Source organism: Pseudomonas sp. BN515, from assembly GCF_029873155.1.
Taxonomy (GTDB): domain Bacteria; phylum Pseudomonadota; class Gammaproteobacteria; order Pseudomonadales; family Pseudomonadaceae; genus Metapseudomonas.
The window spans coordinates 23,153-44,409 of record NZ_SSOH01000083.1 but is presented as its reverse complement, the minus strand read 5'-3'; the positions used below and the strand labels follow the sequence as shown (position 1 = coordinate 44,409).

Annotated in this window: 19 protein-coding genes and 1 tRNA gene; 15 read left to right on the top strand and 5 right to left on the bottom strand. The window is 62.7% G+C overall.

From position 1 onward, the window contains the following. Positions 1–28: 28 nt before the first annotated feature. From E8E91_RS23265 to E8E91_RS23245, 5 genes are all read left to right on the top strand, one after another. The gene (locus E8E91_RS23265) at positions 29–1,471 is read left to right on the top strand and encodes an aldehyde dehydrogenase family protein (RefSeq protein ID WP_280379176.1); all 1,443 of its coding nucleotides are present in this window, start codon (positions 29–31) and stop codon (positions 1,469–1,471) included. Between the two features lie 13 nt (positions 1,472–1,484). Beyond that, the gene (locus tag E8E91_RS23260; protein ID WP_280379175.1) at positions 1,485–2,471 is read left to right on the top strand and encodes a dipeptidase; all 987 of its coding nucleotides are present in this window, start codon (positions 1,485–1,487) and stop codon (positions 2,469–2,471) included. A gap of 271 nt (positions 2,472–2,742) precedes the next feature. After that, positions 2,743–4,254, top strand: coding sequence for a BCCT family transporter (locus E8E91_RS23255; protein ID WP_348532230.1), 1,512 nt, complete (start codon positions 2,743–2,745; stop codon positions 4,252–4,254). A gap of 61 nt (positions 4,255–4,315) precedes the next feature. Next, positions 4,316–4,687, top strand: a complete 372-nt coding sequence (locus E8E91_RS23250; protein WP_280379173.1) for a RidA family protein — start codon at positions 4,316–4,318, stop codon at positions 4,685–4,687. A 188-nt stretch (positions 4,688–4,875) separates the two neighbouring features. Continuing rightward, positions 4,876–5,646: a TerC family protein gene (locus tag E8E91_RS23245; RefSeq protein ID WP_280379171.1), complete on the top strand. Its 771-nt coding sequence runs from the start codon at positions 4,876–4,878 to the stop codon at positions 5,644–5,646. Between the two features lie 56 nt (positions 5,647–5,702). Here the strand turns inward: E8E91_RS23245 and E8E91_RS23240 are convergent, their stop codons facing one another. Beyond that, positions 5,703–6,911 carry an MFS transporter gene (locus E8E91_RS23240; protein WP_280379168.1) on the bottom strand — a complete coding sequence of 403 codons (1,209 nt, stop codon included), beginning with the start codon at positions 6,909–6,911 and terminating at the stop codon, positions 5,703–5,705. Between the two features lie 12 nt (positions 6,912–6,923). After that, positions 6,924–7,550 (bottom strand): isochorismatase family cysteine hydrolase, encoded by a 627-nt coding sequence (locus E8E91_RS23235; RefSeq protein ID WP_280379167.1) that lies wholly within the window; start codon positions 7,548–7,550, stop codon positions 6,924–6,926. Between the two features lie 225 nt (positions 7,551–7,775). Here E8E91_RS23235 and E8E91_RS23230 point away from each other — a divergent pair, with 225 nt between their 5' ends. After that, entirely contained in the window at positions 7,776–8,273 is a 498-nt protein-coding gene (locus E8E91_RS23230) for a helix-turn-helix domain-containing protein (RefSeq protein WP_280371853.1), read from the top strand. A gap of 105 nt (positions 8,274–8,378) precedes the next feature. Here the strand turns inward: E8E91_RS23230 and E8E91_RS23225 are convergent, their stop codons facing one another. Together E8E91_RS23225 and E8E91_RS23220 are read right to left on the bottom strand one after the other, a co-directional pair. Further along, the gene (locus tag E8E91_RS23225) at positions 8,379–9,209 is read right to left on the bottom strand and encodes an alpha/beta hydrolase (RefSeq protein WP_190833516.1); all 831 of its coding nucleotides are present in this window, start codon (positions 9,207–9,209) and stop codon (positions 8,379–8,381) included. A 354-nt stretch (positions 9,210–9,563) separates the two neighbouring features. Beyond that, positions 9,564–10,571, bottom strand: coding sequence for an acetoacetate decarboxylase (ADC) (locus E8E91_RS23220; protein WP_280379164.1), 1,008 nt, complete (start codon positions 10,569–10,571; stop codon positions 9,564–9,566). A gap of 522 nt (positions 10,572–11,093) precedes the next feature. Between E8E91_RS23220 and E8E91_RS23215 the strand changes: the two genes are divergently transcribed. The 6 genes from E8E91_RS23215 (at position 11,094) to galU (ending at position 17,507) form a co-directional block, all read left to right on the top strand. Beyond that, the gene (locus tag E8E91_RS23215) at positions 11,094–12,131 is read left to right on the top strand and encodes a GlxA family transcriptional regulator (RefSeq protein ID WP_280379161.1); all 1,038 of its coding nucleotides are present in this window, start codon (positions 11,094–11,096) and stop codon (positions 12,129–12,131) included. Positions 12,132–12,355: 224 nt separating this feature from the next. Next, complete coding sequence (locus tag E8E91_RS23210) at positions 12,356–14,032, top strand: MFS transporter (RefSeq protein WP_280379158.1); 1,677 nt, start codon at positions 12,356–12,358, stop codon at positions 14,030–14,032. Between the two features lie 137 nt (positions 14,033–14,169). Beyond that, a tRNA-Leu gene (locus E8E91_RS23205) sits at positions 14,170–14,255 on the top strand. Positions 14,256–14,863: 608 nt separating this feature from the next. Continuing rightward, on the top strand, positions 14,864–15,148 hold the full coding sequence (locus E8E91_RS23200) for a hypothetical protein (RefSeq protein ID WP_280379156.1): 285 nt from the start codon (positions 14,864–14,866) through the stop codon (positions 15,146–15,148). Positions 15,149–15,258: 110 nt separating this feature from the next. After that, positions 15,259–16,620: a UDP-glucose/GDP-mannose dehydrogenase family protein gene (locus E8E91_RS23195; RefSeq protein ID WP_280379154.1), complete on the top strand. Its 1,362-nt coding sequence runs from the start codon at positions 15,259–15,261 to the stop codon at positions 16,618–16,620. Between the two features lie 47 nt (positions 16,621–16,667). Further along, on the top strand, positions 16,668–17,507 hold the full coding sequence (galU, locus tag E8E91_RS23190) for a UTP--glucose-1-phosphate uridylyltransferase GalU (RefSeq protein WP_028628025.1): 840 nt from the start codon (positions 16,668–16,670) through the stop codon (positions 17,505–17,507). Positions 17,508–17,691: 184 nt separating this feature from the next. Here galU and E8E91_RS23185 read toward each other — a convergent pair whose 3' ends face one another. Continuing rightward, positions 17,692–18,114, bottom strand: a complete 423-nt coding sequence (locus E8E91_RS23185; RefSeq protein ID WP_190833528.1) for a VOC family protein — start codon at positions 18,112–18,114, stop codon at positions 17,692–17,694. A 96-nt stretch (positions 18,115–18,210) separates the two neighbouring features. Between E8E91_RS23185 and gorA the strand changes: the two genes are divergently transcribed. The 3 genes from gorA (at position 18,211) to E8E91_RS23170 (ending at position 21,211) form a co-directional block, all read left to right on the top strand. Then, entirely contained in the window at positions 18,211–19,569 is a 1,359-nt protein-coding gene (gorA, locus tag E8E91_RS23180; RefSeq protein ID WP_280379150.1) for a glutathione-disulfide reductase, read from the top strand. A 6-nt stretch (positions 19,570–19,575) separates the two neighbouring features. Continuing rightward, positions 19,576–20,199 carry a trimeric intracellular cation channel family protein gene (locus E8E91_RS23175; protein ID WP_280379148.1) on the top strand — a complete coding sequence of 208 codons (624 nt, stop codon included), beginning with the start codon at positions 19,576–19,578 and terminating at the stop codon, positions 20,197–20,199. Positions 20,200–20,404: 205 nt separating this feature from the next. After that, positions 20,405–21,211, top strand: a complete 807-nt coding sequence (locus E8E91_RS23170) for a dienelactone hydrolase family protein (protein WP_280379146.1) — start codon at positions 20,405–20,407, stop codon at positions 21,209–21,211. Positions 21,212–21,257 lie beyond the last annotated feature (46 nt).

The window sequence follows — 21,257 nt, the reverse complement described above, 5'->3', positions numbered from 1 at the left end:
TGCGCTCAAAGCGAGAACGGAGGTGCACATGCCCAGCAAGATCTTCAGCAACTACATCGACGGCGCCTGGGTAGAAGGCGGCTCGAGTATTGCCAACCGAAGCCCCGCGAACGTCGAGGACGTCGTGGGCCATTACACCCAGGCCGACGCCCGTCAGGTGGACCAGGCGATCGCCGCCGCCACAGCAGCCCAGGTCATCTGGGCGCGCAGCGGGCTGGAGCAGCGCTACCAGGTGCTCATGGCCATCGGCGACGAACTGATCGCACGCAAGGCTGAACTGGGCGAGCAGCTGTCCCGGGAAGAGGGCAAGACCCTGGCCGAAGGCGTCGGCGAGGTCTATCGCTCCGGGCAGTTCTTCCACTATTACGCCGCCGAGGTCCTGCGTCAGCTGGGCGAGACGGCGGACTCGGTGCGCCCAGGCGTGGAAATCGAGGTGCGCCGCGAGCCGGTCGGCGTGGTCGCGATCATCACCCCCTGGAACTTCCCGATGGCCACCGCCGCCTGGAAGATCGCCCCGGCCCTGGCATTCGGCAACGCGGTGGTGTTCAAACCCGCCAATGCCGTGCCGGCCAGCGCCTGGGCGCTGACGGAGATCATCGCCCGGCAGGCGCTGCCGGCCGGCACCTTCAACCTGGTCATGGGCAGCGGTGCCGAGGTTGGCGAATGCCTGATCCATTCCACGAGCATCAATGCCCTGAGCTTCACCGGGTCGGTGGAAACTGGACGCCGGGTCGCTGCCGCCACCGCCGCCAACTTCGTCCGCTGCCAATTGGAAATGGGCAGCAAGAACGCCCTGGTGGTGCTTGACGACGCCGACCTTCCGCTGGCGGTGGAATGCGCGGTGAACGGTGCCTTCTTCGGCACCGGGCAGAAGTGCACCGCGTCGTCCCGCCTGATCGTGACCGAGGGCATCCATGATCGCTTCGTCGAGGCGCTGGTTGAGCGTATGGGGCAGCTCAAGGTAGGGCACCCGCTGCGCGAAGGCGTGCAGATCGGCCCGGTGATCGACGACCGCCAACTGGCGCAGAACTTCCGCTACATCGAAGACGCCAAGGCCGAAGGCGCGCGCCTGGTGTGCGGTGGCGAGCGCATCGAGGAGGAGCACGAAGGCTTCTACATGCGTCCGGCGCTGTTCGTCGACACCCGCAACGACATGCGCATCAACCGCGACGAGGTCTTCGGCCCGATCGCCTGCGTCATCAAGGCGCGGGATTACGAGGAAGCGCTCGCCATCCTCAACGACACCCGCTTCGGGCTGACCGCCGGAATCATGACCCAGTCGCTGAAACACGCCAGCGACTTCAAGCGCCGCGCCAACACCGGCTGCGTGATGGTCAACCTGCCCACCGCCGGCACCGACTATCACGTGCCTTTCGGCGGCCGCAAGGATTCCAGCTTTGGCCCCCGCGAGCAGGGGCAGTACGCCCGCGATTTCTACACGGTGGTCAAGACCGTCTACGTGCGTCCCTGAGGGAGAGAGCGCCATGCAAGAGCTTCTGATGATCGACGGCCTGCAGTACTCCAACTGGAGTCCCGAGCTGTTCCGGCAGATGCGCGAAGGCGGGCTCAGCGCCGTCCACGCCACCATCGCCTACCACGAGACCGCCCGCGAAACCCTGTCGCGCATTGGCGAATGGAATCGCCGCTTCGAGGCTTTCCCGGACCTGATCCGGCCTGTGCGGCAGGCCTCGGACATCCGCTTGGCGCAGCAGGAAGGGCGTGTCGGGATTTTCTTCGGCTTCCAGAACTGCTCGCCCATCGAGGATGACATCGACCTGGTGGAAGTCTTCCGCCAGCTCGGGGTCTTCGTCATGCAGCTGACCTACAACAACCAGAGCCTGCTGGCGTCGGGTTGCTACGAAAGTGAGGACAACGGCATCAGTCGCTTCGGCCGTCAGGTGATCGAAGAGATGAACCGTGTCGGCATGATCATCGACATGTCCCACAGCGCCGAGCGCAGCACCCTGGAGGCGATCGAGCTGTCGAGCCGGCCGGTGATCATCTCCCACGCCAACCCCACCAGCTTCCATGCGGCCAAACGCAACAAGTCCGACGCGGTACTGCGCGGTATCGCCGAGTCGGGCGGCCTGCTCGGCTTCAGCACCTATCCGTTCCACCTTCGCGGTGGTTCGCAGTGCCAGCTAAGCGAGTTCTGCGACATGGTCGCGCGCACGGCGGACCTGATGGGCATCGACCACATCGGCATCGGCACCGACCTCTGCCAGCAGCAGCCGTTGCAGGTGCTGGAGTGGATGCGCAATGGCCGCTGGAGCAAGGCCAAGGATTACGGCGAAGGCTCGGCGGACAACGCCGACTGGCCGGAGCCGCTGCACTGGTTCCGTGACAGCCGCGATTTCCCCGTCATCGCCCAGGGCCTGCGCGAACGCGGCTTCGCCGAGAACGAGGTGCGCAAGATCATGGGCCTGAACTGGCTCGACCTGCTGGAGCGCGGTACCGCGCCGCGACAGTAACTCTCTGATTCCACCCCACGTGAGGACGCCATGAACAAGAACAAGAAAAGAGCCTCGACCACCTCCCTCTTCGGAGTTGGCCCGCGCCAGAACGCATATCCCCGACACCCCCTGCCTCCAGAGGGCAGGAGCGAAACCTCGCTACCGCGCTGACAGGCGCTTTCGCTCCGTTATCCCAACTCATGGTCATTTGCCCCGCAATGCGGGGACAGAACAACAACCTGGAGGCATCATGAAAGTGTTCCCGACCCAGACCGTAGGCAGCGCGCCGATGAAGCACCCGGCACTGCAAGGCATCGACTGGCCCTTGTTCATCATCAGCGGCGGCTTCCTGCTCAGTTTCCTGGTGGCGGCGCTGGTGGACATCGACGCGGTGTCGGCACTGGTCAACACCCTGTTCGCCTGGTCGACGAAAGCCTTCGGGCTCTATTGGCAGTTGCTGATGCTGGCAACCTTCCTCGTCAGCCTGGGCATCTTCTTCAGCAAGAGCGGCCGCGTTCGCCTGGGCGGCGTCGACCGGCAGCCGGAAACCAGTACCTTCAACTGGATCGCCGTGATCATGTGCGCGCTGCTCGCCGGCGGTGGCGCCTTCTGGGCGGCCGCCGAGCCCCTGATGCACTTCGCCAGTCCGCCGCCGTTGTTCAGCGGCGTGCAGCCGAACAGCGAACATGCCGGCCACCTGGCCCTGGCCCAGTCGTTCGTGCACTGGGGGTTCCTGGCCTGGGCGGTGCTGGGCAGCCTGTTGGCGATCGTGCTGATGCACCTGCACTACGACAAGGGATTGCCGCTGGCGCCGCGTACCTTGCTTTACCCGTTGCTGGGCGAGCGCGCGCTCAAAGGGCCGATCGGCAATCTCGCCGACGCCACGTCGATCATCGCGGTGGTCGCCGGCACCATCGGCCCGATCGGTTTCCTCGGGCTGCAGATCAGCAATGCGCTGAATGCCATCTGGGGTGTGCCGAATGACCTGGTGACCCAGTCCATCACCATCATCCTGGTGACGGCCATGTACACCACGTCCTGCCTGGTCGGCCTGAATGGCATCCGCTTCGTCAGCGAGATCAACGTGTGGCTGATGATCGGTCTGGCAGCCTTCATGATCGTGGCCGGACCGACGCTGTTCATCCTCTCGGGTTTCCCCGTGGCGTTCGGTCTGCAGCTGGAATACTTCCTGCCGATGACGATGTATCGCGCCGACCCGAAGTGGCTCGACTGGTGGACGGTCTTCTACTGGGGCTGGTTCATCGGTTACGCGCCGATGATGGGCCTGTATGTCGCCAAGATTTCCCGGGGTCGCAGCATCCGCCAGATCATCGGGACCCTGTCGATCATCGCGCCGCTGGTGACCATGTTCTGGTTCACCGTGGTTGGCGGCACCGGTATCGGCCTTGAACTGCAGACCCCCGGAATCGTCACCGGCCACGGCAGCCAACCCGAGGCCATGCTGCTGGGTGTCACCCAGAGCCTGCCGCTGGCGGGGTTGGTGTCCGCGCTGTTCCTGTTCCTCAGTTTCATCTCGGTGGCCACCAATGGGGATGCCATGGCCTACACCGTCGCCTTGGCAATGTCCGCCAACGATGCACCGAAGAAATGGCTGCGGGCCTTCTGGTGCATCGGCATGGGACTGGCCGCTGTGGTCCTGATCACTATCGGCTCGGGCGGGGTCACGGCCCTGCAATCCTTCATCGTCATCACCGCCGTGCCGGTCTCCCTGCTGATCCTCCCGGCGCTCTGGAACGCTCCGCAGATCGCACGGCGACTGGCCCGGGAGCAGCAGGTCTAGTCCCTTGGGAGGGTGCGATGCCCATCGCCCCTCCTTTTTTCTTCCCATGCTGGAGAGTTCAATGAAGCAGGCAGTCAGCACTCGCTTGTACCCGTCAAAGGCCCCGTTGGAGTGGGCTGTTATCGGTAATGGCACCTTGTACACGGCGCAGATACCCATCGACGTCGAGGGGCGTGTGGTGGACGGCGGCATCGAGGCCCAAACGCGCCAGACCCTCGACAACCTAAAGCACACCCTGGCGTGCGCGGGTCTCGGCCTGGAGGCGGTGATCCAGGTACTGATCTATGTCACCGACCGCAGCTACCTGGCGACCGTCAATGCGGTCTACGCCGAGTACTTCGTTGCCCCTTACCCGAACCGCGCCGCCATGGTGGTCGCCGGCCTGGCACGCGAAGAGATGCTCGTGGAACTGGTGGTCTACGCGGTGGCCTGACACCAGGCCACCCCTCGCATGCTGTCTGGCGATCCCGGACCGCATGTGCGGTGCTCTGCACCAACGCGCGAGCCCCGGCTCGCAGCGACTTCACTATGCTTGTCCAGGTGCAGGCGCCCATCCGTCACGAGCGGAGCGGCGCCTGCGCCATTGTTCGACCCTTGATCCAGCCCGCTTGGGAGCCTGAGATGGAATGGCTGTTGCGCCCGGAGATCTGGGCGGCGTTCTTCACCCTCACTGCCCTGGAAATCGTCCTTGGCATCGACAACATCATCATGATCGCCATCCTCGTGGGCCGCATGCCGCCTCACCTGCAGGCGCGCACCCGCTTCTGCGGCCTGGCCCTGGCGATGGTCACGCGCATCCTGCTGTTGCTCTCCATCACCTGGATCATGCGGCTCACCGCCGACCTGTTCCAGCTGGCCGGACAAGGCATTTCCGGGCGAGACCTGATCCTCTTCTTCGGTGGCCTGTTCCTGTTGTGGAAGAGCAGCAGTGAGATGTACCAGAGCCTGGAAGGCGAAGAGGACGGTGAAGGAGGGGAGAGCGGTCCACGAAAGCTGGGCGGCGGTTTTGTCGTCACCATCATCCAGATTGCCATCATCGATATCGTGTTCTCGCTGGACTCGGTGATCACCGCCGTCGGCATGGTCTCCGACATTCCGGTGATGGTCGCCGCGATCGTCGCGGCCGTGCTGGTGATGATGCTGGCCGCTGGCACCATCAGCGACTTCATCGACAAGCACCCGAGCCTGAAGATGCTGGCGCTGTCCTTCCTGGTGGTGGTGGGCACCGTGCTGATCGCCGAATCCTTCGATGTCCATGTGCCGAAGGGCTACGTCTACTTCGCCATGGCCTTCTCCCTGGCCGTGGAAGCCCTGAACATCCGCGCGCGCATGGCCCGTGCCCGCCGGCAAGCCGAGCCGGTGAAGCTGCATAAACACCCAATGGGGGATTGATTGGATAAAGGCTGTTGCCGCTCGGGATGGCTTTGAACGCATTCCGAGCGGTTGGCTCATGTGCGCAGGTTGGTGAGCGCAGTGGTCGATTCACGGGGACTGAATGCGTTGATCGCCGTGGCCGCAAGGGCCAGCAAGGCTCCGACTGCTGCTAGGCCGATCCAGCCGGCACGGTGCACGCCGTAATTCCCCAATGCAGCGCCGACCGCACCGCCGAGGAAGTACGACCCCATGAACACCGTATTGAGTCGGCTGCGGGCCTCGGGGCGCAGGGTGTAGATGCGTGACTGGTTGGCAACCAGGCCTGCACGATTGCCGAAGTCGAGTAGCACCATGCCGACGATCAGCCAGCCAAGGCTGTATCCGCCCGCGGCGATGAACGCGTAGCCCACGGCGAGGGCCATCGCACCTGCCAGGACCATGGTGCGCGCACCCAGGCGATCGGCCAGTGCACCGATGCGCGGTGACGCGACGATGCCCAGTAGTGCGACCAAGCCGAACATGCCGATGGTGGCGGAACCGAATGCGTAGGGCGGTTGTGTCAGCAGCGCGGCCAACGTAGCCCATAGCGCGCTGAACGCGGCGAATATCAGGAAGCCGCTCGCCGCACAGAAGCGCAGCACACTTTCCTCGCGCACCAGACTTCCCAGCGAACGCATCAACCCGACATAGCTGATCGAACTCAGCCTCGTGGCAGCGGGCAGGCTCCGGGCAATGATGAGCAGCAACGGTAGATCGATGAGCGCGGCCAGTAGGAACACGGCTCGCCAACCCGTGTGCGCGCCGAGGAAGCCACCGATCGTGCGCGCCAAGAGCAGGCCGGCAGAAAGGCCGCTGAGCAAGGTGCCCACGACGCGGCCCCGTGCAGCGGGTGTCGCCAGACCCGAAAGGGCAGGGATGATGATCTGCGCGGTGATCGCCGTGACGCCAACCGCAAAGCTGCTGGCGCACAGCAACGCGAAGCTCGGTGCCGCAGCGCAGGCGATCAGCGCCACCGCATTCGCAGCAATGGCCAGCAACGCGAGCCTGCGTGGCTGTTGGCAGTCCGCGAGCGGCACGAAGAGCAGAAGGCCGGTCGCATAGCCGAGTTGCGTCAAGGTGGCGACCAGCCCGGCCTGCGTCGGCGCCAGGCCGAACGAGGCGGCCATCTGCGGCAGTAGTGGCTGGTGGTAGTAGATGGTCGACACGGCAAGCGCGCAGCACACCGCCATCGTGGCGACCAGGCGAGCGGGGATCCCGGCCGAGACCGCGGCTGGAGTGGACATGGCGCGCCCCCTTCAGTGCTGCTGCAGGGCGAGAACGAGCCCGCGGGTATCGACGATGCTATGCGCAAAGGTCGGCCCGTTCAGCTCGTGCGCCGCATGCATCATGTCCTTGCTGAAAGCTGCCGTCGCATCGCGCACCAGCGTCACGTGATACCCGAGCTCCATGGCGAAACGGGCTGTCGATTCGATACAGGTGTTCGCCAGCAGGCCAACGACGATTACATGGGTGATGCCTTGCTGCTTCAGCTGGAAATCGAGATCGGTATTGGCGAAGCCGCTTTGGCCCCAGTGCTCCTGGATGATGATGTCGCCGTTCTGCGGCACGAAGTCGGGGTGCCATTCGCCGCCCCACGTGCCCTTGGCGAAGGTATGGCGCTGCTGGACCAGTCGCTGGGTCGGATTCGGGTGATCCCAGTTGTCATAGTCGCCGGGCTGCCAGCGACGATGCGGTACGTAGAACACCTGGATGCCTTGGCCGCGCACGGTTGCGACGGCGGTGCGCAGGTTGTCGAGCAGATTCACGTCCTCCGCAACGGTTTTCAACATGGGGAACAGCTTGCCGCCATCGGACAGGAAATCGTTGTAGGGGTCGACCAGCAGCAGGCCAGTACGCGCGGGGGAATACACAGGATTGGTCATTTCGGTGCTCCAGTTGAAAGGAGGCGCGATTGAACTCGCTCCTCGTAAGTGGGCGCTTGCCTCTACGGCTCCGTTGCGCGATGTCTCGATCCTCGTTACGGCTCATAGTAACTATGAAAAACATAGTGTCAACGGGCATGCTGGTTTGAGAGCGATTTCAGGGGGGCTCGCGTGTCCTGCTCGTGTTACTATGAAAACGATAGTGGCCTTGGGGTGAGCACCGTGATGCAAGTGCAGGACGAGACGACCGATACGCTGTGCCCGGTGGCGCGCTCGGTGGACGTGGTGGGCGACAAGTGGACGATCCTGGTGCTGCGTGAGCTCTACATGGGCGCGACACGCTTCGAGGAAATGCAGATCCAGACTGGGGCTACACCGCAGATGCTGACGTCGCGCCTGAAAGCGCTGGAAGCCGACGGCATGGTCGAGCGCCGGCCCTACAGCGAAAAGCCGCTGCGCTACGAGTACCACCTGACCCGGAAGGGCTGGGACTTCTATCCCGTGATCTACGCGCTGCGCGCCTGGGGCGAAACATGGTGCAAGAACGAGGATGAGGGGCTGGCGGTGCATTTTGTGCACCGTGAGTGTGGCCATGACGTCGGTGTGGCCAGCGTCTGTCCGCACTGTGGCGTTCCTGTGGAGCGCAAGGATCTGGAAGCGTCGATAAGCAATCGTTTCGCAGACGAACGCCTGGCCCGGCGGGAGGCCTTCAAGCGGAAGTAGCCAGCGCTTCGGAATACGAGGCTGCTGGAGTTCATAGCCGCCTGTTTCGGATTCTTCGCCCTGAAAAGCGGGGGCCAGAAGGAGAACTCCCAGCCCCCGCCAAACTCAGCTTCGCACGAAGGCAAGCAGGTCAGCGTTGATGGTATCGGCGTTGATCGTGGGCATGCCGTGTGAGAACCCCGGGTAGATCTTCAGCGTGCTGTTCTTCAGCAACTGCGCCGACAGCACACCAGAGTTCTCATAGGGAACGATCTGGTCGTCGTCACCATGCATCACCAGCACGGGGATCGTGATGCTCTCAAGGTCCTTGGTGAAGTCGGTCTGGGAGAAGGCCACGATGCCGTCGTAGTGAGCCTTGGCGCTGCCCATCATGCCCTGGCGCCACCAGTTCCGGATGATGCCCTCCGACGGCGTCGCTCCAGGTCGGTTGTAGCCGTAGAAGGGCCCCGCCGGAATGTCGTGATAGAACTGCGCGCGATTGGCCGCGAGTTGGGCTTGCAGACCGTCGAAGACATCCTTGGGGAGACCGCCAGGGTTGTTCGCGGTCTTCACCATCAGCGGCGGGACCGCGCTGATGATGACCGCCTTGGGGACAGGGTCTTCAGGATGCCGCGCAATGTAGTGCACGACCTCACCACCGCCCGTGGAGTGGCCGGCATGGATGGCTCCCTGCACGCCGAGGTGGTTCACGACCGCTGCTACGTCATCAGCGTAATGGTCCATGTCGTGGCCATCCCAGACCTGGCTGGAGCGTCCATGGCCGCGGCGATCATGGGCGACTACGCGAAAGCCGTGGGCCAGGAAGAACAGCATCTGCGCATCCCAGTCATCCGCACTGAGCGGCCAGCCGTGATGGAAATGGATTACCGGGGCGTCGCGCGGCCCCCAGTCCTTGTAGAAGATCTCAACTCCATCTTTCGTTGTGACGTACCCCATGTTCACTTCTCCTGTGTATGTGGAGGTCGGGAATTGGCGATGTGTGCGCCAATGGCTATCGCTCATGGCGAGAGTCCCGCACGTATCTCAATGGGCGGATGACTGGATACACGGCTGCAAACGCGCGACAGGCTTCGCGTGCGAGCGCCTGCCATCACCGTTGCATTGTTGGCCGCCTAAGTACTCTAGGATTGAAGTGAGCTTTAAGGTTGCTGCTTCTTCCGAAGTGCTCCTCGCTGGAGGAGATCCGTCATCTGCTGACGGTCGTCCGGAAGCACTGTCAGCACGGGAAGCGTGAGGCAACGTTCATCCCCGCAATTCAGGTCAGGCCACGGTGGCCTGACCTGAGAACAGTTACTCGGTGGCCAGGATGGATTTCAGGGGTTCGGGGGCATAGAGCGCGCTTTGGAACTGAGGCACGTACTCGTACTTCATCAATTTCCCCAGCTTCAGGGACTTCATGAACCTAGAAAGGCTGCCGTCATTCAGTGTGAGGTTGACCGAGTCTGCACTCGTGCTGGAGGCGTGGCTCAGTTGGCGTGATACCGCATAGCCGTAGGCCAACGCTCCGTCATGGCCGACATTGGTGAAGCTATTGGTCACCAGTTCAATTTCATCTGACGTATCACTCAGTTTCTTGCCTTCAAAGACAACGTCAACCTTGCCAGTGTCGTGATCGACAATCTCGAAGATCACGGACTTGTCGTTATCCCGGCGATTGATACCCGTCAGCCACTTCGGCAGGTTGTATCCGACCACACCCCGTACTCTTGCAAGCTCGGTATTGACCGGGAGTTTCAGTACGTACCCCCAAAAATCCTTCGACATAGACTGGCCAATCAGGGAGATGGGGCCCAGGTTCGACGAGCCAGGCTTGTTCGTGACGATGGACAGGGCGATTTCGTTGTAGCTGTCGTTGTCGCAGTACTCATAGGAGTAGGCGGTAAAGGCGACCAGACCTCTGCCCGGCCAGACCTGGAGGGGTTGCACCTTGTCCAGGACTTCTGCAGGTATCAACTCTCTCAGCCGTTCCAGATCGGCCGTGAAGACAGCGGTGATCCTGTTGTTCTTGTAATAGAAGTTCGGCGAGTAGGACTCAAACCCGATGTCGACCTTTGTCTTCTTGAGTCCCTTGAACCAACTCAGGTCAACTTCAGGGGCTTCTGACTCAATGGTGGAAAGAGGGGGGTTGGAGCGGAAGCGGTCATACAGACCACCTGCGACCACAGGAACCTCATGGCCGGCAATATCGATCATCGTATTTCCGGCCCCTTTGACTTCAGTTGGATCCTCTGCCCATGCGAATACCGAAACGGTATTCATGAGTACTCCTGCCATCACTGCAATGCTGCCGATTTTCATGTTTCGAAGTCTCCGCCGTGCTCGTTGTCGTCAATGCCTTGCACTCGGGGGCATTGCTTAGCCAGATGGAAGGTCGGCCAGCGATAACTGTCTTGTCATGCTTCTCGACCATCTGACGATGCATGCCCGCGAGGCCCGCAAGCGAAACCCTAACGTTCAAGTTAAGTTTAATGTCAAGCGTTCCGATTCGAGCAGGCGACGGCGCGTGGTGCAGCACATCCCATCGACTGGCGACGCAGCGTTGCGCGGTGTTTGGCGGGAGAGGTGAGGGATTCACGCCATCAGGATGCGTGACGAACCGTTGGAGGGAACCTGCCCGACCTTTTCCAACCGGGCAGGGTGGAGTCGCGGCGGGCTATCGAAGAGGCGGTTGCGGCACTGCCCGGCAGCCCGGACTGTGCGAAGCTGTTTGCGCTGCTGTTCGGCGCAACGGCCGTCAGCGCCTCGTAGGAAGGGCCTCAGCCCACCGGAGCCTGGAATCGGGCTCCGGCGGCAACCCGCAGAATTGCTGTGAGTCGAGCGATGAGAACGTCATTCGAAAGTGTCTTGAAGAGCAAGAACCTGGCACACCTGGACAGGGCCAGTCGTGCTGGGCTGACGGTGCCGGTTCGCCGTGTGTCCTTCATCCTGCGCGAGCACTTTTCGATGATGGCGTTCACCGGCGCGGTGGATGCGCTGGTCACCGCCAACCTGATGAGTTCGACGCCGGTGTTCGAGGTTCAGGTGGTCGGCGGCGAGAACAACCTGGTGCTGAGCGACCTCGGGATCGCCATCGCTACCGACTGCTCCCTGGCCGAGCTGGACGAAAGGCAGCAGGACATCATCGTCGTGTGCGGTGGCTTCCGAGTCCGCCTCGAAACCGATCCCCTCCTGCGGACCAAACTGCGCCATGCCGATGCGGCGGGTTCCGTGCTTGGCGGTCTCTGGAATGGCTGTTACTTCCTGGCCGACGCGGGCGTGCTGGACGGTCACGACTGTGCATTCCACCCGGATGGTCGGGCCATGATGTCGGAGCTCTTCCCCAAAGTGACGGTGACCAGCCATTCCCACGTGCTGGACCGCAAGCGGATCAGCTGTGCCGGTGCCAACAGTTCGCTCGACATGATGCTCGAAGTGGTCAAGCACAGCGCGGGTCAGGAACTCGTGGACGCGGTCGAGGAGGTCCTGGGTTGCGACAAGATGCGGGAAATCGTTGACGTCTCGGTGGTTTCGATCGACTTCGACCCGACCCTGCCCAGAACCCTCAAGCTCGCGTTGGAGCTGATGCACAGCAACATCGAAGACCCCATAGAGATCAACGAGATCGCCCGCTATGCGCGCATTTCCCGTCGACACCTGGAGCGCCTGTTCCGGCGCCATGTGAAGGCGACGCCCCCACGCTACTACCTGGAACTGCGGCTCACCCACGCGCGCCAGTTGCTGCAGCACACCAACAAGTCCCTGATCGAGATCGCCGTCGCCAGCGGCTTCGCCACGCTGCCGCACTTCCACCGCTGTTTCCGCGAGAAATTCGACATTTCACCGGGGCAGTTCCGCACGCGTACGCACTTCAAGGTCTGATCCGGCCGCTGCCAACAACCGCCAGCCCGCCGCGATCCATGATGGCAAGTGGATATCCCTGCACGGGCGATTATTCTTTAATGGAAACTTGCAGCGATAAGCGTGGGTCAACCGTTCAACGTGCTTCGTGCAGTCTGTGATCCGATCACTTCAGCCCCCTGGGGCCTGGGTACGGTAACGGTAGTCATGTACTCCGGCCTTGAATAACAAGACGGAGAATACTCATGGCGGTAATCGTCGGTACATCCGCGGGGAGTGCGCCCAACCGCGGGATAACCAAAGAGGAGCGGAAGGTCATTTTCGCTTCCTCCCTGGGCACCGTTTTCGAGTGGTACGACTTCTATCTATACGGTTCTCTCGCCGCGATCATCGCAAAGCACTTCTTCGTCGGCGTCAACGAGACCACCTCATTCATCTTCGCTCTGCTGGCCTTCGCCGCGGGCTTCGCCGTTCGTCCCTTCGGCGCCATCGTGTTCGGCCGACTGGGCGACATGATCGGGCGCAAGTACACCTTCCTCATCACCATCGTGATCATGGGTATCTCCACCGCCGTGGTGGGCTTCCTGCCCGGCTACGCGACCATCGGCGTCGCGGCGCCAATCATCCTGATCAGCCTGCGCCTGCTGCAAGGTCTGGCGCTGGGCGGTGAATACGGCGGCGCGGCGACCTATGTGGCCGAGCACGCTCCCCAGGGCAAGCGCGGCTTCTTCACCTCGTGGATCCAGACCACCGCAACCCTCGGCCTGTTCCTCTCGCTGCTGGTGATCCTCACCTGCCGCACCGTGCTCGGCACCGAGGCGTTCGAGGCCTGGGGCTGGCGGATTCCGTTCCTGCTGTCGATCCTGCTGCTGATCGTCTCGGTCTACATCCGCTTGCAGCTCAACGAGTCGCCGGTGTTCAGGAAAATGAAGGCCGAAGGCAAGGCCTGCAAGGCGCCGCTGACCGAATCCTTCGCCCGCTGGGACAACCTCAAGGTGGTGATCATGTCCCTGCTCGGCGGAACCGCCGGCCAGGCCGTGGTCTGGTATACCGGCCAGTTCTATGCGCTGTTCTTCCTGCTGCAGACGCTGAAGATCGACGCGCAGACGGCAAACCTGCTGATTGCCGGTTCGCTGTTGCTTGGTACGCCGTTCTTCATCGTCTTCGGCAGCCTCTCCGACAAGATCGGCCGCAAGAAGATCGTCATGGCCGGCTGCATCCTCGCGGCCTTGACCTATTTCCCGATCTTCAAGGGCCTGACCGAGTACGGTAACCCTGACGTGTTCGTCGCCCAGGAGCTGAACCCGGTCGTCGTCATGGCCGACCCTGACCAGTGCTCGTTCCAGTTCGACCCGGTGGGCAAGGCCAAATTCACCAGTTCCTGCGACCTCGCCAAGAGCCTGCTGGCGAAGAAAGCCATCCCCTACGAGAACGAACGGGCCGAGCCAGGCGCCCTGGCGCAGATTCGGATCGGCGAAAAGGTGATTGCTAGCTTTGACGGCACCGGCATGCCGGCGGCCGACTTCAAGACGCAGAACGAGGCCTTCACCGCCACCCTCGGCACCGCCCTGAAAGAAGCCGGTTATCCGGAGAAAGCCGACCCGGCCAAGACCAATTACCTGATGGTGCTGCTGCTCCTGACCATCCTGGTGATCTACGTGACCATGGTCTACGGGCCGATCGCCGCATGGCTCGTTGAGCTCTTCCCGGCGCGCATCCGTTACACCTCCATGTCGTTGCCGTATCACATCGGCAACGGCTGGTTTGGCGGCTTCCTGCCCACGGTGGCGTTCGCCATGGTGGCGGCCACGGGGGACATCTACTACGGGCTGTGGTACCCGATCGTCATCGCCGTGATGACGGCCATTCTTGGCACTTTCCTGTTGCCGGAAACCAAGGATCGGGAAATTCACCAGGCCTAGGATCAGCTTTCGCCCCCTCCCACGCGGGAGGGGGCGATCATCCTGCTTGGTGATATCTGGTCATGGTTCGTCGCCTAAGTGATTGATTCGAAATTTTATTTCGGCTTAAATCAGCGCCCTGCACCAATGCCCCTCCAGCCCGGATGGCGAAATCGGTATACGCAGAGCACTTAAAATGCTTCGCCCTTTGGGCTTGCGGGTTCGAGTCCCGCTCCGGGCACCATTCAAATCAAACACTTGTGAGCCATTATTCGAGTAGATTCGTGATCTGCGCGATTGCACGGGCGCGCCTGGCCCTCAAGCAGTCGAGAGGCTGAGTGCGTTCGGTTCCAGCTTGTCTTTTCGCTGAAAGAAATTGGTCTAAAAATGCGCTGGCCGCGGCGAGGGGCTTTGCTAGATTCAATATCAGTAGGTGGATACGCAGACTGATGCGCAAGCGGATAGCGAGGAAACGTGGGGCGCGCTCCGAAGGGTACACGGTTAGAAAGATTTCCCCGATGAAATCCAGCCCTTACGCCGTGTGAAGCAGAAGAGTGACTTGCTTCTGTCAGATTCCCGATAAACCTCGTAAGCCGGAAACCAGCACCGGCCACCTACTACGAATTCCAGGCCCGCCATGTGCGGGCCTGTTCGTATCCGTCGATATCTCAGCCACAACCCTTCCTATATGATCGCCAGGCCCACCTCGTCGAGCATTTGGCCTGACCGAACCTTTGACGCCCGTGGGCTGACTAATGCTGGAGTTGCGATGGAGCCTGATGGCCTGTTCATCGCGTAATTTCGGCTAGCTTTAGGGGAACCTGAATGGATCAGGTGAAAGAGAGGTATCGAATGGAATCGAAAGAGCAGCACCTGGTGCGATTGCTCAGCCTGACCACCCGGAGCCTCACGCATCTCACGGCGGCAATGAGCGAAATGTCGTTCGAGATGATGCGCAGCGAGGACCCATCGGTGAAGAGCGCGGGAAGGCGCATGATCGACCACCTGGCCGCCATCGGCGCCGGATTGGACCAGCACTGGGAAGCACTGGCCGTCTACAGCGACCAACCCATTCACCACGAGGGCAACGAAACCCTGGTGGAACTGGAACTGAACGAACTCCCGCAGGAGTCCTGACCGGACGGCCCGATCGGGCCGTCGCTGTTTCTCCGTACTGTCATGTCGCTGTCACGGCACTGCCACGTGCCTTGGATGGAATCCGCCTATCACTGGCGGAGGGGCTTTCCATGCGGCTATGCGTGATTGGTGCGGGTTATGTGGGTTTGGTGACGGCAACCTGCTTTGCCGAAATGGGCAACCAGGTGAGCTGTGTGGAGCGTGATCCCTTCCGCCTGGCGCGCCTTTCCCGGGGCCAGGTACCCATCTACGAACCCGGCCTGGAGCCCATGCTCCAGTCCCATCTCGCCAGCGGCCAGCTGAGTTTCACCGCGAATTTAGAAGAGGGCGTGCATCAGGCAGACGTCATCTTCATCGCCGTCGGCACCCCCAGCGGCGAAGACGGCTCGGCCGACCTCTCCCATGTGCTGGGCGTGGCCGACGAGCTGGGCGCCAGTCTCAGGCGCCCCTGCCTGGTGGTGGACAAGTCCACGGTGCCGGTGGGTACGGCGGAGCGCGTCGCCCAACGCATCCGCGACGGTCTTGCCGCGCGCGGTCTGGGCTTCAAGGTCCAGGTTGCGAGCAATCCGGAGTTCCTCAAGGAAGGCTCGGCCATCGACGATTTCATGCGCCCGGACCGGGTCATCATCGGCTGTGACGACGCGGACGCCACCGAGCACCTGCGCCGCCTCTACGCGCCTTTCCTGCGCAACCACGAGCGCGTGCTGGCCATGAGCGTGCGTGCCGCCGAGTTCACCAAGTACGCCTCCAACGCCTTCCTCGCCACCAAGATTTCCTTCATGAACGAGATGGCCGGCATCTGCGCGCGGCTGGGCGTGGACATCGAAGACGTGCGCCGCGGCGTGGGCAGCGACAGGCGCATCGGCACCCATTTTATCTATGCGGGCTGCGGCTACGGCGGCTCCTGCTTCCCCAAGGATGTGCGCGCGCTGATCCGCACCGCCGAGCAGGAGGGCATGGAGCCCGGCATCCTGCGCGCTGTCGAGGCCCGCAACGCGTTGCAGAAGACCCTGCTGTTCCAGGCGCTGCGCGATCATTTCAGCGGCTTCCTGAAGGGCAGGGTGGTGGCGCTCTGGGGGCTGGCCTTCAAGCCGGGCACCGATGATCTGCGTGAAGCCCCCAGCCTGGTGCTGCTGGATGCCTTGCTGCAGGCCGGCGCACGGGTCCAGGCCCATGACCCGGTGGCCAATGCGGGCGTGGCTGCGCGTTATCCGAAGGCGGTCGAATCCGGCCAGTTGCGTCTGGTGGATTCCCCCTACGATGCGGCCGAAAGCGCTGACGCGCTGGTGCTGGTCACCGAATGGAAGCAGTTCCGCCAGCCGAACTTCGAGCGGATTCGTGGTCTTATGCGCATGCCCGTGATCTTTGATGGACGCAACCTCTACGAGCCGGCGCAGCTGGTCGAAGCGGGGTTCCTCTATCGGGGCATAGGACGGCCCGCAAGCGGCCATTGTAAGGCGAGTGCCGCGTGATTAGACTGCGCGGCAATTCGCCATAACACCCACCCCAAAGGATCGAAATGATCAAGAAATGCCTGTTTCCCGCCGCCGGTTACGGTACCCGCTTCCTGCCGGCCACCAAGGCGATGCCCAAGGAAATGCTGCCAGTGGTCAACAAGCCACTGATCCAGTACGGCGTTGAAGAGGCCCTGGACGCTGGCCTCAGCGAGATCTCCATCGTTACAGGCCGCGGCAAGCGCGCCCTGGAAGACCATTTCGACATCAGCTACGAGCTGGAGCACCAGATCAAAGGCACCGACAAGGAGAAATACCTGGTCGGCATCCGTCGCCTGATCGACGAGTGCAGCTTCTCCTATACCCGCCAGGTGGAAATGAAGGGCCTGGGCCACGCCATCCTCAGCGGCCGTCCGCTGATCGGCGACGAGCCCTTTGCCGTGGTCCTGGCGGACGACCTGTGCTTGAACCTGGAAGGCGATGGCGTGCTGACCCAGATGGTCAAGCTGTACAACCAGTTCCGCTGCTCCATCGTTGCCATCCAGGAAGTACCGCGCGAAGAAACCTCCAAGTACGGCGTGATCGCCGGCGAGATGATCCGCGACGACATCTTCCGCGTGAACAGCATGGTGGAAAAACCGAAGCCGGAAGATGCCCCGTCCAACCTGGCGATCATCGGCCGCTACATCCTGACCCCGGACATCTTCGATCTGATCGAACAGACCGAGCCGGGCAAGGGCGGCGAAATCCAGATCACCGACGCCCTGATGAAGCAGGCCCAGGACGGCTGCGTGCTGGCCTACAAGTTCAAGGGCAAGCGCTTTGACTGCGGTGGTGCCGAAGGCTACATCGAAGCGACCAACTACTGCTTCGAGAACCTGTACAAGACCGGCAAGGCCTACTGATCGGGCCGCGTCAACAAAGAGGCCGCCTTCGGGCGGCCTTTTTCATTTCGGAGGCCGGGCGCGTGGGTAGCTGGTTTCCTGTAGGGGCGAATTCATTCGCCAAGGGCGGCGCAGCTGCCCCCTGAACAATCGAAGGGCGAACCTGCGGTCCGCATGGCGATTGAAATCGCCCTCACAACTGCCCCTACGGAATCGGCATCGCCTCCGACCCCGGCCCGAGCGGTTGGCCATAGCTGAACTCCACATAGTTACCCGCCGGGTCGCGCAGACCGCAGTAGTAGCCCACGGGATAGGGCTCGTCCCGGGGCGGCCAGATCAGGCAGCCCGCCGCCTCGGCCTGGGCGGCGATGGCGTCGACCCGTTCACGGCTGTCCACGGCGAAGCCGAAGTGGCTGTAGTCGTCCGCGGCGAGGTGCCGGTCGTGGCCCCCGGGCATGATCACGAAAATGAACTGGTGTTCCTTGCCGGGCTCGGCCATCCACACGATCTTTGAACCCTTGGCGGCACGCTCGTGGATGACGCGCATCCCGCAGAAGTCCGCATAGAAGCGAACGCAGGGTTCGAGCTCCGGTACATGAAGGGCCACATGGGTGAGGGTGGGGCGCATGGGGAATCTCCTTCTCGATGCCTCAAGAATAGGCCCGGCAACTGGTCAGAGACAGATCTTCCGGTATGCTGGCGGCTTGATTTATGGAGACTTGCCATGGCTTACGACTTCGACCTCTTCGTCATAGGTGCCGGTTCCGGCGGTGTGCGTGCGGCGCGCTTTGCGGCCGGCTTCGGAGCCCGCGTGGCTGTCGCCGAGAGCCGCTACCTGGGCGGCACCTGCGTCAACGTCGGCTGCGTGCCGAAGAAGCTGCTGGTCTACGGCGCCCACTTCGCCGAAGACTTCGAGCAGGCCAAGGGGTTCGGCTGGAGCCTCGATGAGGCCGGTTTCGACTGGCCCACCCTGATCGCCAACAAGAACCGCGAAATCCACCGCCTCAATGGCATCTACCGCAACCTGCTGGTCAACAGCGGCGTCACCCTGCTGGAAGGCCACGCACGGCTGGTGGACCCGCATACCGTGGAAGTCGCCGGTCAGCGTTGCACCGCAAAGAACATCCTCATCGCCACCGGCGGCTGGCCGCAGATCCCGGATATTCCGGGGCGCGAATTCGCCATCAGCTCCAACGAAGCCTTCTTCCTCGAACAGTTGCCCAAGCGTGTGCTGGTGGTGGGCGGTGGCTACATCGCCGTCGAGTTCGCCTCCATCTTCCACGGCATGGGGGCCCAGACCACGCTGCTCTATCGTCGCGAGCTCTTCCTGCGTGGCTTCGATGACGCCGTGCGCACGCACCTGCGTGACGAGCTGGGCAAGAAGGGCATGAACCTGCAGTTCAATGCCGATATCGCCAGTATCGAGAAACAGCCTGACGGCAGCCTGCTGGCCACCTTGCGGGATGGCCGCCACCTGGAAACCGACTGCGTGTTCTACGCCACCGGACGCCGCCCGATGCTCGACGACCTGGGCCTGGAAACCACCGGCGTCGAGCTGGACGAGCGTGGCTTCATCAAGGTGGACGAGCAGTTCCAGACCACCGAACCGTCCATCCTCGCCCTGGGCGATGTGATCGGGCGCGTGCAGCTCACGCCGGTCGCCCTGGCCGAAGGCATGGCCGTCGCCCGCCGCCTGTTCAAGCCGGAGGAATACCGTCCGGTGGACTATCAGCATATTCCCACCGCCGTGTTCAGCCTGCCTAACATCGGTACGGTCGGCCTGACTGAGCAGCAGGCGCGCGCCCATGGGCACAAGGTGAAGATTTTCGAGAGCCGCTTCCGGCCCATGAAACTGACCCTGACCGAGAACCAGGAACGCACCCTGATGAAGCTGGTGGTGGACGCCGAAACCGACCGCGTCCTCGGCTGCCACATGGTCGGGCCGGATGCCGGCGAGATCGTCCAGGGCCTGGCCGTCGCGCTCAAGGCCGGCGCCACCAAGCGCATGTTCGACGACACCATCGGCGTGCATCCCACCGCCGCCGAAGAGTTCGTCACCATGCGTACCCCGGTGGGTGCCTGATACCGAATGGAGAAACTCTTCTACCTTTCCGACCTGTTCGGCGTAGCGGTCTTCGCCATCACCGGCGCCCTGATGGCGGGGCGCAAATCCATGGACCTGTTCGGCGTGCTGGTGATCGCGATCATCACCGCCCTGGGCGGCGGCACGCTGCGTGATGTCATCCTCGGCAACCACCCGGTGAGCTGGATCAGGGACGACACCTACATCCTGGTCGCTTCCCTGGCGGCCGTGGGCACGGTGCTCTGGGTTCGCCTGACCCGGCCGATCAACGAAACCGGCCTGCTGCTGGCGGATGCCTTCGGCCTGGCGGTGTTCACCGTCTACGGCACCGAAGTCGCCCTGCAGCACCACCTGCAGCCGGGCACGGCGGTGATCATGGGGGTGATCACCGGCGTGGGTGGCGGCGTATTGCGCGACATCATCTGCAACGAGGTGCCGCTGATCTTCCAGAAGGAGATCTACGCTATCGCCTGTATCGCCGGTTCCCTGGTCTTCCTGGCCTTGCGCGAGCTGTCGCTACCGGGCTGGCTGGTCTCCGCGGCGGCGATGCTGGTGGTCCTGCTGATTCGCCTGGCGGCCATCCACTGGAGGCTCTCGCTGCCGCGTTTCCATCTGCTGGACCGGGACTGACCTGTGGGAGCGAGCTTGCTCGCGAAGATCGTGCTTGGAGCTTTTTCGCGAGCAAGCTCGCTCCTACAAAACCGATGGCACTACCCCAGATACCCCTCTCAATTCGTATTCACCACGTTTCCTTCCCGGGATTGCTGGCGAAATCCGGCAAACGCGCGACACTGGTTGCAGTCGTTCTTCTCACTTCCGGTTGGAGGAAAGCTGCATGTCCAGAATCGCCCTGTTGCTGGCGCTGCTCCTCGGCACCAGCCTCGCCCAGGCTGAAATCAAGACCAGTGAAATCCCCTACAAAGCCCCGGACGGCACGTCGCTGATCGGTTACTACGCCTACGACGACGCCATCACTGGCAAGCGTCCGGGCGTGGTAGTGGTCCACGAGTGGTGGGGGCTCAACGACTACAGCAAGCGCCGCGCCCGCGATCTCGCCGCCCTTGGCTACAGCGCCCTGGCCATCGACATGTACGGCGATGGCAAGAACACCGAGCACCCGGCCGATGCCCAGGCGTTCATGCAGGCCGCGCTGGCCAGTGCGCCGGCGGCCAAGGCGCGCTTTCTCGCCGGCCTCGATCTGCTGAAGGCCCAGCCCCAGACCGACCCCAACAAGCTCGCCGCCATCGGCTACTGCTTCGGCGGCAAGGTGGTGCTCGACATGGCCCGTGAAGGCGTGCCCCTGGCCGCGGTCGTCAGCTTCCACGGTGTGCTGGCCGCTACATCGGCGGCCAAGCCGGGCGCGGTCAAGGCCAAGGTGCTGGTGGAGCATGGCGAGAAGGACACCCTGGTACCCATGGCGTCGGTCAACACCTTCAAGGACGAGTTCGACGCCGCCCAGGCGGATTACCGGGTCGTGATCCAGCCCAAGGCCAAGCACAGCTTCAGCAACCCGGACGCCGATCGCCTGAGCCATGCCGGCCACGGCAGCGAGAAGGGGCCGGACCTCGGCTACAGCAAGGTGGCCGATGAGAACTCCTGGGCCGACATGCAGGCGCTGTTCAAGGAAGTCTTCGGCCAGTAGACGCGTTGGCTAGGCTGAAACAAGGCAGGCAATCCAGGGGGATCGC